The sequence below is a fragment of the Humisphaera borealis genome (assembly GCF_015169395.1).
Taxonomy (GTDB): Bacteria; Planctomycetota; Phycisphaerae; order Tepidisphaerales; family Tepidisphaeraceae; genus Humisphaera; species Humisphaera borealis.
In genome coordinates this window covers 2,600,351-2,617,282 of sequence record NZ_CP063458.1, presented here as the reverse complement: position 1 = coordinate 2,617,282, position 16,932 = coordinate 2,600,351, and the positions used below count along the sequence as shown (strand labels likewise).

The window sequence follows — 16,932 nt, the reverse complement described above, 5'->3', positions numbered from 1 at the left end:
TCATGGCTCTGGCCCTCGCGAACAACCCCTTTGTCATCAAGGTTCATGAGAACCGAGGGCTCTTGTTCCCGCTGGGCTTCATTAGCCTGCTGATGGTCATCCTGGTCCCGCTGCCGACCATGGTGCTGGACTTCCTGCTGGTGCTGAACATCACGCTGTCGGTCATCGTGCTGGTGACGACGATCTACGTGAAGAGCCCGCTGGAGTTTGCCGTTCTGCCGTCGCTGTTGCTGGCGACGACGTTGTTCCGGCTTGTGCTGAACGTCGCGACGACCCGGCTGATTCTGACCGCCGGCGGGCCCACGGTGCCGATCGAGCATGCCCTGCACGGCGCGGGCGAAGTGGTGATGAGCTTTGCCGAGTTCGTCACCGCCGGCTCGATCGTGGTCGGGGCGATCATCTTCCTGATCATCTTCGTGATTCAGTTCGTGGTGATCACCAAGGGCTCCGGCCGTATTTCGGAAGTCGCCGCCCGATTCACGTTGGACGCGATGCCCGGCAAGCAGATGGCGATCGACGCCGACCTCAACGCCGGAACCATCAACGAAGGCCAGGCCCGCGAACGCCGCGAAGCCATCAGCCAGGAAGCCGACTTCTACGGTGCGATGGACGGTGCCAGCAAGTTCGTCCGGGGTGATGCCGTCGCGGGCATCTTTATCACCGTCGTGAATATCCTCGGCGGCCTGTACGTGGGTATGGTCGAGAACGGCTGGGACGTCATGGGCTGCCTCAAGCTCTACACGAAGCTGACAATCGGCGACGGCCTGGTCAGTTCGGTGCCGGCGTTTATCACCTCGCTCGCGGCCGGTTTGATCGTCACGCGCTCGGCGACGAAGAAGAACCTTGGCGAAGAGATGCTCAGCCAGCTCACTGCCAAGCCCGGCGCGCTGGTTGTCGCGTCGATCTTCCTGTGTCTGATGAGCTTCACCGGCCTGCCCAAGCTCCCGTTGCTGGTGCTCGGATCATGCTGTGCCGGACTGGCGTACATGCTGACAAGGCGCGAGCAGACCGCCGTCGCGACCGCCGCCGCCAAGCAGAAGGAGGCGACCGCCGCCGAGAAACGAGAGCCCGAGAAGGTCGAGAAACTGCTCGATGTCGACACGATGGAGCTGGAGGTCGGCTACGGGCTGGTCAAGCTCGTGGACACCGCCAAGGGAGGCGACCTGCTGGAACGCATCAGCATGATTCGCCGGCAGATCGCGATGGAGCTCGGCGTGATCGTTCCGCCGGTGCGGATTCGTGACAACGTGCAGCTCGGTCCGAACGACTACGCGATCAAGATTAAGGGACAGACCGTCGCCCGCGGCATCGCATTTGCCGGGCAATTCATGGCGATGGACTCCGGTGCGGCGAGCGGGCCGATCCCGGGAGCAACGCCGACGATCGAGCCGGCGTTCGGATTGTCGGCCTACTGGATCACCGAAGACGCACGTTCGCATGCCGAATTGCTCAACTACACCGTCGTCGAGTCATCGGCGGTGCTGGCGACGCACCTGACGGAGATCATCAAGACGCATGCGCACGAACTGCTGACGCGGCAGGAAGTGAAGAACCTGCTCGACAACCTGAAGGTCCGCGTTCCGGCACTGGTCGAAGAAGTCGTGCCCACACAGATCAAGCCGGGCGAACTGCAGAAAGTCATGCAGAATCTGCTCCGCGAGCGCGTGCCGGTGCGGGACCTGGAGACGATCCTGGAGACCCTCGGCGACTTCTCGTCGCGGACAAAAGACCTCGACGTGCTGACCGAGTACGTCAGGGCCGCACTCGCCCGGACGATTTGCAAGCAGTACGTCGACGACGAAGACCGGCTCTGGTGCGTGACGATCGACCCGACGCTGGAAGAACTGATCAACGGGCACCTCGACCGCGGCGAGCGCGGCACGACCAACACCATGCCGCCGCACACGGCACAGCAGGTCAGTCAGCGAATTGCCGACAAGGTGTCGGAAGTGCAGCAGGGCGGTCGTAATGCCGTGATTCTGTGCAATCCGCAGATTCGTGCCCCGCTACGGCGCATGGTCGAGTCGTCGCTGCCGTCGGTCGCGGTGCTGGCGTACAGCGAAATCGTCAATGGAATCGGCGTGGAAGCGGTCGCGATGGTTGGAATGAATGGGTGACGTTCGAAGAAAGGATGGAGGATGAAAGCTGAAGGATGAAAAAAGGCGGAAGACGCAGTGCTGTCTTCGTCATTCATCCTTCTGATTTGATCCTTGGACGCCATGCAGTTGCAAACGTTCAAAGCTCCGACAATGGCCGAGTGCCTCACGCAGGTGAAGACCTCGCTGGGCACGGACGCCATCATTCTGCACACGCGGACGTATCAACTGAAGCACTGGCTCGGGCTGCGCAAGAAGGAAATCGTAGAGATCACGGCGGGCAAGGGAATGAACATCGGCCGCCGTCCGCGGCCCGGACAGGTCGAGACGCGCGGGCAGGTGGAAACGCGGGAGCAGAAGCCGATTTCGGGTACCTACGATCGCCGGACCGTCGCCCGATCGGCAGAATCCCGAGCAATGGAGTCACGGTCGGCGGACTCTCGGGCTGCCGATTCTCGATTCCCCCAGGCCGCAGCGCCATCCGCCGGTCCTCGCACCCTTCTGGAGACGCCCGCCGCAACGGGGGCGGCGATCGTCGGGCTGACCAACGAAGTCACCACGCTCAAGCAGATGCTCAAGGACTTCATGGCGGTCAGCCGCCAGAAGCAGGCCCCCAACATCCCCGAGGAGCTGCTGGAGTATTACGACCTGCTGACGCGAAACCTCGTCAACGCGGAACTGGCCGAACAGATTGTTCGAACCATCCAGCGGCAGGTGCGGGCCGAGATGCACGCTCAGCCGCAGGTGATGCGCGAGAAGCTCGCCGAGCAGATCGAGAAGATGATTCCCGTCGCCGGTCCCATTCGCCGAACCAAGACCGACGGCCCACACGTGGTGGCACTGGTGGGGCCGACCGGCGTCGGCAAAACGACCACGCTGGCCAAGCTCGCGGCGAACCTCAAGCTGCGCGAGCGCAAGAAGGTCGGGCTCATCACGCTCGACACGTACCGCATCGCCGCGGTCGATCAGCTTCGGCGGTATGCCGAGATCATCGGCGCGCCGCTGCGAGTGGTCGGCTCGGCCGAAGAGCTGCGTGAGGCGATCGCCGCGATGGCCGACATGGAGTTCGTTCTGATCGACACCGCCGGCCGCAGCCCCAAGGACCAGCTGAAGCTCAGTGAGCTCAAGAAGGTGCTGGAAGTAGCCTCGCCCGACGAAGTTCACCTGGTGCTGTCGACCACCGCGAGCGAGGCGTGCATCGAGCTGGCGGTAGGGCAGTTCAACGAAGTTCGCGTGGATCGAGTGATCTTCACCAAGCTCGACGAGATGGCGCATCTGGGCATGCTGCTGAACGTCGTGCAGAAGGTGAACAAAAACGTGTCGTACGTCACCACCGGGCAGGATGTGCCGGACGACATTGAAGTTGGACAGCCCCGGAGACTCGCGCAGCTCGTGCTGGGCGAGGGTATTCGGAACGTCTGATCGGTAGGGGCACACGGCCGTGTGCCCTGATGTGGGACGGTGTAGAGGCACACGGCCGTGTGCCAGGAACGCCGCGGGTACACAGCCGTGTGCCCCAACGAAGAGAGCGAAGAATGGCCATGACCATGTTAGTCGATCAAGCCAGCCACCTGCGATCCCTCGTCAGGCAGACGAGAATCACGCGGCGGCGCGCGACTGTCATCGCGATCACCAGCGGAAAGGGCGGCGTCGGCAAAAGCAACGTCGCCGTCAACCTGGCGATCACGCTGTCCAAGGGCGGCAAAAAGGTGGTATTGCTCGATGCCGACCTGGGACTGGCCAACGCCGACGTGCTCTGCGGCATCGACCTGCAGTGCAACCTGTCGCACGTCATCGCCCGGCGGAAGGAACTGTCGGAGGTGATGATCAAAGCGCCCGGCGGTTTCAGCCTTGTCGGTGGCGCATCAGGCCTGGCGCGGATGGCCGACCTGTCCGATGCCGATCGTCAGCGGCTGGTCGACGCCCTGGCCGAACTTGAGGATCAGGCCGACATCATCATCGTCGACACCGGTGCCGGCATCAGCCCGAACGTGCTGACCTTCACGCAGGCAGCCGACCATGTGCTGGTCGTCACCACGCCCGAGCCGACGGCAATCACCGACGCCTACGCGGTGATCAAAGTGATCTGCCGCCGCGACGGCACCGCCCGCGACCCGATGGCCGCCAACGACAACACGAAGCGCAAGATGAGCCTGCTGGTCAACCAGGCCCGGTCGCCAGCCGAGGCTCGAGTGGTGTACGAACGTATCGCCAAGGTCGCGAGGCAGTTCATCGGGACGACGCTGTTCGACGCCGGCTCGGTGCCGCTGGACGACCAGGTGCCCGCGTGCGTCCGCCGTCGAACGCCGTTCACGATCGCCAGCCCGCGATCGGCCGCCTCGCAGGCGATCCAACAACTGGCGATGAAGCTCGCGGCCGGCGTGACGCCTACCGGCGACGGCGGGTTCTTCAATCGGATGAGTCGGTGGTTTCGGAAGTAAGGATGAATTCACAAGGATGAAGAATGAGATGAAGACGTAGGACGGTGAGACTTTTCATCCTTCCGCCTTCATCCCTCATCTTTACGTACCATGCCTCGTCGTCTTGCCGCCAGTCTCGCCTTACTCGTCTTCGCGATCTGTCTGATCGTGGGGATGGAGTCTGGCAACACACTGTCGACCATTCTGTCGCGGGCGCTGGTGGCGATGCTCGGGACGCTGGTGATTTCGCTCATCGTCGGTACGATGGCAGAGCGAATGCTGGAAGAGAACGTGGCCCGCAAGGAACGCGAACTCCGAAAAGCGAGCGAGGCAGAAGCGGCCGCTACGGGTGCAACGGAAGCACTCCGCGGCCCCGGTGGGAACGGCCGATAATTTTGTAGAAGTTGCCGCCGATCCCCGACCGATAACCCAAAGTGCCGCATTGTGTGCGGCGTCAACCGCGTGCGCTCGCGGGGAACGACGCCAGCTCCTGTCGGCACTCACCCAAAGGATTGGGAGACATCATGGCCAAGGTTCAACGGACGGACCGAGACATTTCTCAGGTTTGGATTGAGTACAAAAAAACGCGCACCGAAGCGCTGCGGAATATCCTGATGGAGAACTATCTCCATCTGGTCCGCTACAACGCCGAACGCATCCACGTCAAACTACCCGACGAAGTCGAGCTCGACGACCTGATGTCGTCGGGTATTTTCGGCTTAATGGACGCGATTGCTGCATTCGATCTGGAACGTGGCGTCAAGTTCGAAACCTACTGCGCGCCGCGTATCCGCGGCGCGATTCTGGACGAGCTGCGATCGATGGACTGGGTTCCGCGCCTGGTCCGTTCCCGCGCCGCCAAGATGGACACTGCTGCCAAGCAGCTCGAAACCCAGCTCGGCCGCCAGCCGACCAAGGAAGAACTCGCCGCCCGGCTGCAGGTCTCGATGGCCGAGTTCGAAAAGATGGCCAAGGACAGTTCGGCGGTCGGCCTGGTGTCGCTGTCGCGCAAGTGGTACGAGACCGACAGCAACAAGGACGTCCGCGAGATCGACGTTCTGGAAGACAAGCGCGGGGCCAACCCCGTACGTGAAATCCACCGCAAGGACCTCAAGGAACTGCTCACCAAGGGCCTGAGCCGGGCCGAGCGGCTCATCATCATCCTCTACTACTTCGAGGAGATGACCATGAAGGAGATCGGTGCAACGCTCGACCTGTCCGAAAGTCGCGTCAGCCAGATGCACAGCAGCATCCTGGCCCGGCTGAAGGCGCAGATGGCAGGCAAGCGCAAGGAGTACCAGCAGGCGGCGGCAGTTTGAGCCGCTTTCTGCGGTAATGACGAATGACGAAAATCGAATGGCGAATGAAGCACGAAATCTGAAATCTCAGCGTGATGGTTGAGATTTCTGATTTGAAACTTCATTCGCCATTCGATTTTCGTCATTCGTCAATCCGCGATGCTCTCAGTTCTCGGTCAGCGCCTTGTGATACACCCTCATCACTTCCGTTCGGCTGATCAGCCCGATCACCCGGCCGGGCTGGTTGACGAGGCATACCGGCAATCGATTTACATCGTGTCGGCTGAAGGCCTCGAACGCGACGGACAGGTCATCGGTGGTGTTGACCGCGGGGATGTCCGAGCGGGCCAGGTCTTCCACCAGCAGGTGAGGCGTCGCCTGGTTCTGCATGATCGCCGTCCTGACATCCTGGGCCAGGGCGATTCCCGCATACATACCGTGCGCGTCGAGTGCGACGAAGTCCTGCTCGTTGTCGGCGACGGCGTCGAGCAGGTCCTTCAAGGGCGCGTTGATCGCCACGGCGCGGACGGGGTCCATCGGGACGACGTCAACGGTTAAGCGCCGTAACAGCGTCACGTCGCCGCCACTGCCAAGCACAACGCCCCTGCGGCGCAGGCCGAGGGTGTAGATCGAATCACGTGAGATCAGCCGTGCGGTCCCAGTGGCCGTGACGCAGGCCAGCATGGCCGGCAGGATGACATCACGCTGACCGCTTTGGCCGCCGGCGACCTCCATCAGAATGAGGATCGAAGCCAGTGGGGCGTGGACAACGGACGCCAGCACTGCGCCCATACCGATCAGCGCGAAGAAGCCGGGCTTGAGGTCGTCGCTGATCCACCCGGCGTGTCGGAGCAGCACGCCGAGCAGGGCTCCGGTCGTCGCGCCCAGTACCAGCGACGGCGCGATCACGCCGCCACTGCCGCCGGTCGAGAGCGTAAGGCAGGTTCCCACAATCTTGGCGAGCACGACGAATGAGAGCAGCAGAACGAGTTGGTGGAAGGAAGCGCTCGTGTGAAAGTCGTCGCTGAGCATCTGCTGGATGACGCCGTAACCGTCACTGAAGAACGCCGGCAGGGGGTACGCATTGGAATTGAAAGGCTTGGGTTTGCCGAGCATCATCCAGCCGAAGACCACCACGTAGAACACCCCAAGAAGCCCCAGCGCCGCGCCGCCCGCGGCAGGCCGAAGTGCGGGGTGGATGGGCACTTTTCGGAACAACTCTTCCGACCGGTGCATGGAAAGGGTGAAGATCGCTCCGATCAGTCCGCACGATACACCGAGCATTACGACCGGAACGACGCCCGACCACGTGAGCGTATCGGGCAGCAGGTGAGGCGGTACGCGAAAGATCGGTTCGAGCGTCACATCGTGCAGCCAGTGGTGAATCTTCTGAGTTGTCACGTAGGAGATGACGCTGGCGAGCACGATCGGGGTAAAGGCGCGGATTGAGAAATCGAGCAGGATGACTTCGAGCGTGAACAATACGCCGCCGATGGGCGATCCGAAGATCGCACTGATGCCCGCCGCCGTGCCGCAGCCGATCAGCGTTGGAAAGTGTGCCCGGCCGATTTGCAGAAGCTGCCCGACGCCGGAACTGATGCCCGCGCCGATCTGCACGATCGGTCCCTCCGCTCCCGCCGAGCCGCCACTGCCGATGGTCAGGGCGCTGCTGAAGATCTTCTCCAGCGACATGATGGCACTAATCCGGCCACGGCTGCGAAGGACGGTTTCGATGACGTCAACGACGCCATGTCCTTCGGTCCGCCGCACCAGGTATCGGCTTATCAGCCCGACCGCCAGGCCGCCGGCCGCGGGGATCAACACCAGCATGAACAGCCAGGGGCCGTACAGCTGTTCGGGAGAGAAGGTGGAAACGAACAGGCGGTTCCGCACCATCCCGATCGCTTCATGAAACGTCATCGCTGCGACGGCGCTGAGAATGCCAATGATGACCGCCAGGGGTAGCAGCAGGGCGTTTTCGCTGAAGCCAAGGCGTTGCAACAGGCGTGAGAGAGCAAGGCGGAGGCGAAGTCCTGTTTGTTCGAGCAATGGAAGCATCGCTGTCGGCAAGAATAGACCGATGCGTGGGGTTTACAACGGGGGAAATCTCCGGGGCCGACTGGGACGTTGTGTGGATCGTATTCAAAAGACGAACGTTGAACGCTGAACTTTCAACGCCGAACGCCGAATCAAACAAGCGCAAGGCGATAGAATTCGACGTTCGACGTTCGACGTTCGACGTTCGACGTTCGACGTTCGACGTTCGACGTTCGACGTTCGACGTTCGATCTCAAATCTCAGATCTCAGATCTCAGTCGCTCAAACACCCGCCGGCACTGCAACGGGCTTCTCGGCTTTGGCGGCGACGGGGGCCGTCTTGCCGTACGTGCGGGCACGCGGCGGAACGAGGCTTGTATCGACCGGCTTGTAGCTGATCTCCGCCGACTCGGTCGCCGGGTTGTACGCCGCGACCGTTGCCTTCAGGAAGTTGGCGTCGTCGCGCTCCTTGAAGTCGGGCTTGTAGTGAGCGCCGCGGCTCTCATTCCGCAGCAGGGCACCCTTCAGGATCGCTTCGGCCTGCAGGATCATGTCGCGCACCGCGCGGGCGAACGACAGGTTCTGGTTCGACCACATGCCCGTGTCGCTCAGGCGCACCTTCTTGTAGCGCGCTTTCCAATCCTGGCACTGCTCGAGCGTCGACTCAAGTTTGTCGTTGTAGCGAACGACCGTGCAGTTTTCGGTCATCGCCTTGCCCATTTCCTGCCAGAGCTTGTACGGGTTCTCCGAGCCCGTGGAGTTGATCAGCACGTTCATGCGATCGGTCTCCTGCTTTACCGCGCCGTCGTACACGCTCTGGCTCACGTCGGCGGCTGACAACTTCGTGTCGAGCGCGAAGTTCTTCACGCTCGGTCCGCAGAACAGGCCGTCAAAGATGCACGACAGCAGCGAGTTCGCCCCCAAACGGTTGGCGCCGTGATAGGCAAAGTTGACTTCGCCCATCGCATAGAGGCCGGGGATGTTGGTCGATGCGTTGAGCGGATGGCCGTACTCAAGCCCGCCGGGCGAGCGTTCCTTCTTCTGGAAGGTCGTCCAAAGGCCGCCCATTGAGTAGTGGATTGCGGGGAAGATCTTCATCGGCTCGTCGAGCGGATCGGTGCCGACGAACTTCTCGTAGATCTCCAGGATGCCTTCGAGCTTGCCGAGGACGGCCTCGCGGCCGATCTGCTTCACCTTGTCGCGCAGGTCGAGGTAGACCATGTTCCCGCCGCCGACGCCATAGCCTTCAAGGCAGATGTTGAAGATCTCGCGGGTAGCGATGTCGCGCGGGACGATGTTCCCATACTTGGGATACATGCGTTCCAGGAAGTAGTCGCGATCGTCTTCGGGAATGCTGTTGGGATGGCGGGTGTCGCCTTGCTTCTTCGGAACCCAGACGCGGCCGCCTTCGCCGCGGGCCGATTCGCTGATCAGACGGCACTTGTCTTCGCCGGGGATGGCGGTGGGGTGCACCTGCATCATCTCGGGATTGCCGTAGAGCGCCCCGGCCTGATAGCAGCGGGCGAGCGCGCCGCCGGTGCAGATGACCGACATCGTGCTCTTGCCGAAGACCAGTCCGTTACCGCCGGTCGCGATGACGACCGCGTCTCCGCGGAAGGCGCGGATCTGCATGGTGCGCATGTCCTGCGCCACGATGCCCACGCACTGCGGGCCGTCGGGGCCGTCGGTGACGATCGGCCAGAGGAACTCCCAGAACTCGTACTTGTTGACCTTGCCTTCGGCTTCGGCGCGGCGGGTCTGTTCGTCCAGTGCGTACAGCAACTGCTGGCCGGTCGTCGCGCCGGCGAAGAAGGTGCGTTTGAACAGGCTGCCGCCGAACAGACGCAGTTCGCGCTGGCCTTCAGGCGTGCGGTTGAACGGCACGCCCATGCGGTCGAGCAGGTCGATAATCTTGGGGGCCATGTAGGCCATCTCGAGCAGCGGGGGCTGGTCGGCGAGGAAGTCACCGCCGAGCGCCGTCTCATCGAAGTGAACCCATTCGCTGTAGCCCTGCTGGCGGGCGATGTCGTTGCAGGCGTTGATGCCGCCTTGGGCGCAGACGCTGTGCGACCGCTTGACCGGGACCATCGAGAACAGGTCCACGTTCATGCCTTCTTCGGCCAGCTTGATGGTGCAGGCCAGTCCGGCCAGTCCGCCGCCGACGACGATCACACGCTTCTTGGGATTGATAGCCATTTGTTCACCAGTACTTCAGAAGATCTCGATTCGATCGCACGTCTTATGGCATGGGCATGCACTCATGCCCGTGTTTCGGCGTCCGGCCCGATTCGCGTTCCGCACGGGCATGAGTACATGCCCATGCCACGAGGTTCAGTCACACCTTCATCACCGCACGTTTCCGACGAATGAAATCCAGGTGATGGTTCAGGTGCTTCACATACTTATGGACGAAATCGTCCAGCCGGATCGCGCCGACTTCATTATGGATGCCGATCCGGGCGAACGCGTCCGGCGGCAGCTTTCGCAGCGTTACGACGACACTTCTTCTTGCCAGCTCAAAGAGCGTCAGCGCTTCGTCGGCCGACTGGTCATCGTAATTCAACGATCGCACGAACGCCGACTCGTCGTAGCCGATCAGCAGCGGCTTGTCTTCGGCGATCACCCGCTTGAGGCGGTGGACGCCGATCGCATCCGAGTCGGCCATATGGATGACGATCTGGTGGATCGACCAGAGGCCGACGCTCAAGTCGGCGGGCGGCTTCCAGAGAAGCTGCTCTCGGCTGAGTCCGGCGACCGCATCACGCAGTTGCCGCGGGCCAGCGTCGTATTGATTGATCCAGTCAGCAATCATAGTACTTCTCGCGGGTCACTTCTGAGACGACCCGTCAGTGACACGGGCTTCCAGCCCGTGCGAGCGACGGAATGCTCTCAAGTTGCGCTCCGAACGCTCCTTTTACTCCTTCGTCCCGCTCACGGGCTGGAAGCCCGTGTCACTGACGAGATCACCACATCAACTTCCCCAGCGCCTCTCGCTTGGCGTAGAGGAACTTGAGGTGGTGGTCCAGGTGATTGACCGCGTACCTCAATATGTCTTCCACCGTTTGCACGCCTTTGTCGGTGTGCGTTCCGGTTCGGGCGAACGCTTCCGGCGGCAACAGCCGAAGCACGTTGGTCATCACCCGGCGGTTCAGATCGAACAACGCCACCAAGTCGGGGGCCGACTGCGACTGATAGTGCAGACCTTCGACCCATTTGCTTTCATCAAAGCCTGTCAACGTCGGCTTTTCTTCGGCAATCACCCGTTTCATTCGATCTGAAAAGACCAGATCGCAGTCGGTCAGATGCGCGACGAGCTGATTGATCGACCAAGTGCCTGGCACCGGAAACGATACACGGTCCGCTTCTGTCAACCCGTCGATCGCTTTGACCAGCTTCCGGCCGCCGTCTTCGTAGAGGTCGATGAGGTTGCGGTCCATGTCGGTCATCCGTCAAAAAAACTGTCATCCTCGACCCTCACGCGACGGCGCTGCACCTGCGGGTTGAATCGTGTCCGGTGCCACGGTTCGGCTGTACTCCGCAGACCCGTGCGGGAGTCGCGCGTCGGCACTGGTCTCCGGAGTACCGGCGACCAGTGGCACCAGGTATGAGCCATCGCGCAACGTTGGTCGCTCTCTTCTCGGGCCTTCGTCCTCCGTGGTCGCCGTGTCCTCCGTGGTTAGGCGTCTTCAATGACTCACAGCAGTGCCGAGAAAAGCGCCGTCAGCCCGCAGCCGAGGGTCAGCAGAAACAGGCCCGCGCAGGCCAAGCCCCAGCGCTTGATCGCCGATTTGCTGACGGTCAGGCCCCAGGTGATGCCGGCGGTCCAGAAGCCGTTGGCCAGGTGATAACACGCCGCCAGGATGCCGACGGGATACACAACCCAGGTCACCCACCACGCCGCCCGAAGGTGCCGAAGGGTGGATTCGGTCGCTTTGGCGACCGGTTCGAATTTCAGCACATCGCCGAGCAATCCCTTCATTGCCAGGACATGAAAGAGGATGAACGCGACCAGGATCATCGCGCTGACCCGCTGCAGGACATAAAACCAGTTCTTGGCGAACGGATAGTTGGCGACATTGGGTTTGCCGCTGATGGTGATCCAGATGCCGTAAATCGTGTGGAACAGGATCGGCAGGTAGATCGCGACGGTCTCGATCACTTCCAGGAACGGGAGCGAATGGATCTTGTCCACTTGGATCTGGAAGACGGTGACGCCACCATCGGTCCGGGCGCCCTCAATGAGCGAGGCGTTCACCAGAAGGTGAATAACGATGTATCCCCCGAAGATGATTCCTGTCAGGGAATGCAGCCTTCGGAGCAGGAAATGTCGGATATTGGCGTCGGCGGAGATCGCCTCGGCGGCGGGTACGGGCGCGGCAGTGGACACGTTTGCAACCTCTTTCTATCCGTGGAACGGCGCACACGCTTGCCGCCGTGACGGGTGATTATAGAGGTCGCGCGTCGCGACGCAAAAGACGCGGTTCAACAGATTTGCAACAAAGGCCGCACTTCGGGATCGAACAGACCGTCGCGCACCGATCTGTGATCCCGCCACTGACGACGGAACCCACCACTTAAGACGGAGCCCACCCTTGACGCGGCCCGCGGCGCTGCCGTGGGTCCCACCGCGGCGCGGTGGGCATGTTTTCTTACCGCATGATTTGGGCAAAAATACGCAATCCGGCTATTTCGACTGACTCTCGTCCGCGAAAGGTTAAGATTTCTGGTTCGTCCCTAATACGGGTCTCGGTTGTCCGTCAGGTACTTCGGCGACAGGCGTTCGAAGGCGGAACAAGACTCGAGGTGGCGTTGTCCGGAGCTTGGATGGGCCCGATCGATCCCAGCGGGATCACGCCACGGCGCATAGAACGCGCCGACGCCGGTGCTCTTGGCGCAGACGCCGAGCGCAGTTCGCTATCCCCGGCATCCGGTGTTGCCGGGTCACTTCGTGGAGCGGGGGGCGGCGGCGAGATGGTTATCGGCGAGTCGGCCGGTGACGAGACAGAACAACGGAACGGTCCGGCTGCGTCGAAAGGGGGCGCAGTCCGGGCTGCTTCCGAAATTGGCCGGTCGAGCATGCGATCGTCGCCGTCTTCACAGCCGCGATCGGCGCAATCCCGGATGTCGGCTCGAGGCGTCGCCCGCGAGAGCGATCGTCGGGTCGAATGGGTCCGAAGCGCCGTCGCACTTCATGAACGCCCGCTAACGCAGTATGCGGTCCACCTGCTCGCCGGCGATCTTGAACGTGCCCGTGATCTGGTCCAGGAGGCTTTTCTCAGGCTTTGCGATCAGGATCAGGACGCGATCGAAGGGCACGTGGTCGAGTGGCTGTACACGGTGTGCCGCAACCTGGCGATTGACGTCAAGCGGAAAGAACGCCGCATGAGGCTTATCACCGACGAGCAGCAGGATTCGTTCGCGGCGACGTACGAATCGCCGACGGACGCCGCCGAGCGGGAGGATTCCTTCGGCCGGGTGACGGAAGTGATCCAGAACCTTCCGCCACGGCAGCAGGAGATCGTGAGGCTCAAGTTCCAGCACGGAATGAGCTATAAGGAAATCGGAAAAGTGATGAATCTCACGGCGACGAACGTCGGATTCATCCTTCACACGGCGATCAAGTCGCTGAGAGAACATCTGGATGTGAGAGAAAGCCAGTAGACGTTCGACTGACTCGTGACTACTAAGAACTGAGTGTCAACAACTCGTGGCTACCGACCCGAACAACTTCGACCCGACCGACGATGCCCTGCTGACGGCTTACGCGCTGGGTGAGCTCGAAGGCGCGGATGCCGCAGCCGCCGAGCGTTTGCTCGCCGCCCACCCTTCCGCGCAGGCGTCGGTGGATGACGTCCGCCGGACGGCGTCCTGGTTGTCGGACGCCTTCAAGACAGAGCCCGACGTCGGGCTGACGGCGATTCATATCGCAAGCATCGAGCGTCAACTGGCACACCTGGCGGAAGCTGACGCCCCGCAACCCGAGCCCATCCCGCTTCGGCGGAACTGGGGCCTGTGGGGCAGTGTCGCCGCCAGCACCCTCATCGTCGCGACGGTGATGGCCAGCATTCTTCCGCAGATCTTCAAAGAGAACCGATTGCAGCCGGCCGGCGGCGGTGGAGCGGGTGCGGGCAACGGCGGCGACGTTTCGACGCCGGCCACGCCCGGCATCCTTAACGGCCTGATGATGTCCAACGCGCCGTCGGCGACGGGCGGCAAAGTCGCCGCGCCCTCCGATGGCACCGACGCCAGCGACTGGCCGATCCTGAAGACGTCGGCCGGCGGCATGCCCTGGCCGGCGATCATCTCGCGGCAGACCGGGTTCTATGAGCCCGCGTTCGTCGTGCCGTCGGACTTCCCGCTCGCGATTGTCCCCCCGACGCCGAGCTACCCGCACATCCAGGGCAAGGGTTCGCTGGCGGTGGTTCAATCGTCGCTGTCGGCGGGTCGGCTGCCGTCGCCGCAGAGCGTGCGGGCGGACGAACTGGTCAACGCATTGAAGTATGACGGTCCAGTGCAGGAATCGTCCGAAGCGGTTTCGGCCACGATCGAAACCGCCGTCTGCCCCTGGAACAGCGGCCATTTGCTGGTCCGGGTGGCGGTGCGGACGAGCGATCAGCCCGCGATGCCGAAGAAGGGGTTGCCGGGTGACAATGAGCCGACCGTGCCGTTCGCGCCGGGTATCGTGCCGCTGGTGCGCGACCTTCGGCTGATGGTGGAAGTCAATCCCGCCGCCGCCGCCGGCTACCGTGTGATCGGGTACGAGAACGGCCCGCGGAGCTGGGGCGAATGGGCCGGTCGCGACGATCACGAAGTCATCGCCCCGGGCACGGCGTTCACCGCGCTGCTGGAAGTGGTGCCGACGGGGCAGGCGTTGCCGGAGTCGAGCAAACCCGCTGAGCCACGCAAGTATCGAAAGCGTGAGCCGATGATCGTCACTACGACCGAGCTTTTGACGGTCGCAGTCGAGTACCGCCAGGGGCCTGATACAGAGTCGGCAAAACTGGATCTACCGGTGTCGGTGGAAGCTCAGGCAATCGAGCTGGCCAGCCCCGACTTCCGCGCCGCCGCCGGCGCCGCCGCCCTCGGACTGAGCCTGCGGCGTGCCGATCCGTCGAACGATCCGCTGCTGGAGACGTCAATCAAGCTGCTGGCAGACGTGACCGCCACCGCACCCGCCGCCGACCGGCAGAACCTGCTGGAATTGGCCCGGAAGATCAAGGGGATGGGGCAGCCGGCGAAGGAGTGAGCGAGAGTCGTCGGGTCCGCCTTGGCGGACGCGTCGGTTCGATGTTTCGGTTCGATGCGTCGGCTTTTCGCGTTCGTGATACTTCCTCGTCGTCAATATCCTTCGCAATCGCATGTTGCCCGCGTCCGCCAATGCGGACCCCACAGGAGGCGACGCCCCGTCGCGTCTGCAAAAGTTCGGTCGCATCGGCGCGGCGCAAATCGCCCCAGTAGCCACTTCCCCCGCGATCCCTACAATCCTGCCCATCATGCGGCGTTACTTTCCTGATCTTGACGGCTTTCGCGCGGCGGCCGCGTCGGCCGATATCGTGCCTGTTTACCGCCAACTCCTGGCCGATCGGTTGACGCCGGTCAGCGCGTTCGAAGTTCTCGGCCGTGACGATCACGCCTTCCTTCTGGAAAGCGTTGTCGGCGGGGAGAAGATCGGGCGGTACAGCTTTATCGCGACCGCGCCGGCCTGGGTGTACGAAGTGTCGAACGGTATTGCCAAGGTCAGCCGGCCGGGCACCCATCGCCTGCAGTCAGCCGCCGACCCGCTGACACGCACGTTCCAGACGACCGATCCACTGGCCGACCTGCACAAGCTGATGCCGACCGGCCGATTCCACCGGTCGCACAAACTCCCGAGCTTTACCGGCGGCCTGGTGGGTTACGCCGGCTACGACACCATTCGCTATTACGAAGGAGAGAAACTCCCCGCGCCGCCCCGGGACGATCGCAAAGTGCCGGACATCCTGTTCGGCCTGTACGGCGAGCTGGTCATCTTCGACAGCGTCGATAAGACGATCAAGGTGGTGGCGAACGCGTTCGTGGATGGCAAGCAGAACGCGGTAAGCGGCACGCAGAAGAAGGGGGATGCGGCCTCAATCGAAGCCGCGTATGCCGACGCCTGCCGCCGCGTGGACGACCTGGTCACGCGCCTGCAGCAGCCGACGTCGCTGAAACTCGGCGAGATCGATCCCACCGCGCCTTCGACGCTGAAGTTCGCCAGCAACATGACCCGCGACGAGTACGAAGCGGCGGTGTCGGCGGGTAAGGAGTACATCCGGGCCGGCGACATCTTCCAGTTCGTGCCGAGCCAGCGGCTGCGCGTGGAGTCGTCCGTCGCGCCGCTGGATGTGTACCGCGCGCTGCGGATCATCAATCCGTCGCCGTTCATGTTCTATCTCAAGAGCCCGGCGTGCACGCTGATCGGCTCGTCGCCGGAAATCCTGTGCCGGGTGGAGAACGGCGTCGCCACCACGCGGCCGCTCGCCGGTACGCGAAAGCGCGGCGCGAACCCGACCGAAGACAAGCTGCTGGAAGCCGAACTGCTGGCCGACCCCAAGGAGCGGGCCGAGCACATCATGCTTGTCGATCTGCACCGCAACGACATCGGCCGGGTGTGCAAGATCGGCAGCGTGAAGGTGGACGATGTGATGACGGTGGAGCGGTACAGCCACGTCATGCACATCACGACGAATGTCACGGGGCAGCTTGAAGACGGGATGACGTCGTTCGACGCGTTGCGGGTGTCGTTGCCGGTGGGCACGGTCAGCGGCGCGCCCAAGATCCGCGCGATGCAGATCATCGACGAGATGGAGCCGACACGGCGGGGGCCTTACGCCGGCGCGGTGGGGTATGTCGACCTGGCGGGCGATATGGATACGTGCATCGCACTGCGGACGATCGTCTGGCAGCAGGGGAAGTACGACGTTCAGGTCGGGGCGGGCGTCGTTGCTGATTCGGTGCCGGCGAGCGAGTACGAAGAGACCATCAACAAAGCCAAGGCGATGCTCAAGGCGGTGGAAATTGCGCAGGAGGGGTTTTAGGCGGCGATGCGGGGCGTGAAAGGCG

The 16,932-nt window shown here is 62.7% G+C and carries 13 protein-coding genes; 8 read left to right on the top strand and 5 right to left on the bottom strand.

The window, feature by feature from the left end; genetic code table 11:
* The first annotated feature begins 2 nt into the window (after window positions 1–2).
* From flhA to IPV69_RS09705, 5 genes are all read left to right on the top strand, one after another.
* A complete protein-coding gene (gene flhA / locus IPV69_RS09725; RefSeq protein WP_206294912.1) occupies window positions 3–2,117 on the top strand; it encodes a flagellar biosynthesis protein FlhA in 2,115 nt (704 codons plus the stop codon).
* 102 nt (window positions 2,118–2,219) lie between these two features.
* The gene (gene flhF / locus IPV69_RS09720) at window positions 2,220–3,518 is read left to right on the top strand and encodes a flagellar biosynthesis protein FlhF (protein WP_206294911.1); all 1,299 of its coding nucleotides are present in this window, start codon (window positions 2,220–2,222) and stop codon (window positions 3,516–3,518) included.
* 119 nt (window positions 3,519–3,637) lie between these two features.
* On the top strand, window positions 3,638–4,537 hold the full coding sequence (locus IPV69_RS09715; protein WP_241179980.1) for a MinD/ParA family protein: 900 nt from the start codon (window positions 3,638–3,640) through the stop codon (window positions 4,535–4,537).
* Between the two features lie 90 nt (window positions 4,538–4,627).
* A complete protein-coding gene (locus tag IPV69_RS09710) occupies window positions 4,628–4,909 on the top strand; it encodes a hypothetical protein (RefSeq protein ID WP_206294909.1) in 282 nt (93 codons plus the stop codon).
* A 131-nt stretch (window positions 4,910–5,040) separates the two neighbouring features.
* Complete coding sequence (locus IPV69_RS09705; RefSeq protein WP_206294908.1) at window positions 5,041–5,835, top strand: FliA/WhiG family RNA polymerase sigma factor; 795 nt, start codon at window positions 5,041–5,043, stop codon at window positions 5,833–5,835.
* A 144-nt stretch (window positions 5,836–5,979) separates the two neighbouring features.
* Here IPV69_RS09705 and IPV69_RS09700 read toward each other — a convergent pair whose 3' ends face one another.
* The 5 genes from IPV69_RS09700 to IPV69_RS09680 form a co-directional block, all read right to left on the bottom strand.
* Window positions 5,980–7,815 (bottom strand): chloride channel protein, encoded by a 1,836-nt coding sequence (locus IPV69_RS09700; RefSeq protein ID WP_206294907.1) that lies wholly within the window; start codon window positions 7,813–7,815, stop codon window positions 5,980–5,982.
* Window positions 7,816–8,133: 318 nt separating this feature from the next.
* Entirely contained in the window at window positions 8,134–10,047 is a 1,914-nt protein-coding gene (gene sdhA, locus IPV69_RS09695) for a succinate dehydrogenase flavoprotein subunit (RefSeq protein WP_206294906.1), read from the bottom strand.
* Between the two features lie 139 nt (window positions 10,048–10,186).
* Window positions 10,187–10,663, bottom strand: a complete 477-nt coding sequence (locus tag IPV69_RS09690; protein ID WP_206294905.1) for a DinB family protein — start codon at window positions 10,661–10,663, stop codon at window positions 10,187–10,189.
* Between the two features lie 151 nt (window positions 10,664–10,814).
* A complete protein-coding gene (locus IPV69_RS09685; protein ID WP_206294904.1) occupies window positions 10,815–11,288 on the bottom strand; it encodes a DinB family protein in 474 nt (157 codons plus the stop codon).
* A gap of 257 nt (window positions 11,289–11,545) precedes the next feature.
* Window positions 11,546–12,238, bottom strand: coding sequence for a hypothetical protein (locus IPV69_RS09680; protein ID WP_206294903.1), 693 nt, complete (start codon window positions 12,236–12,238; stop codon window positions 11,546–11,548).
* A 734-nt stretch (window positions 12,239–12,972) separates the two neighbouring features.
* Here IPV69_RS09680 and IPV69_RS09675 point away from each other — a divergent pair.
* From IPV69_RS09675 to trpE, 3 genes are all read left to right on the top strand, one after another.
* The gene (locus IPV69_RS09675; RefSeq protein ID WP_206294902.1) at window positions 12,973–13,512 is read left to right on the top strand and encodes an RNA polymerase sigma factor; all 540 of its coding nucleotides are present in this window, start codon (window positions 12,973–12,975) and stop codon (window positions 13,510–13,512) included.
* A gap of 46 nt (window positions 13,513–13,558) precedes the next feature.
* A complete protein-coding gene (locus IPV69_RS09670; protein ID WP_206294901.1) occupies window positions 13,559–15,097 on the top strand; it encodes a YfbK domain-containing protein in 1,539 nt (512 codons plus the stop codon).
* 247 nt (window positions 15,098–15,344) lie between these two features.
* On the top strand, window positions 15,345–16,907 hold the full coding sequence (gene trpE, locus IPV69_RS09665) for an anthranilate synthase component I (protein WP_206294900.1): 1,563 nt from the start codon (window positions 15,345–15,347) through the stop codon (window positions 16,905–16,907).
* The last annotated feature ends 25 nt before the right edge of the window (window positions 16,908–16,932 follow it).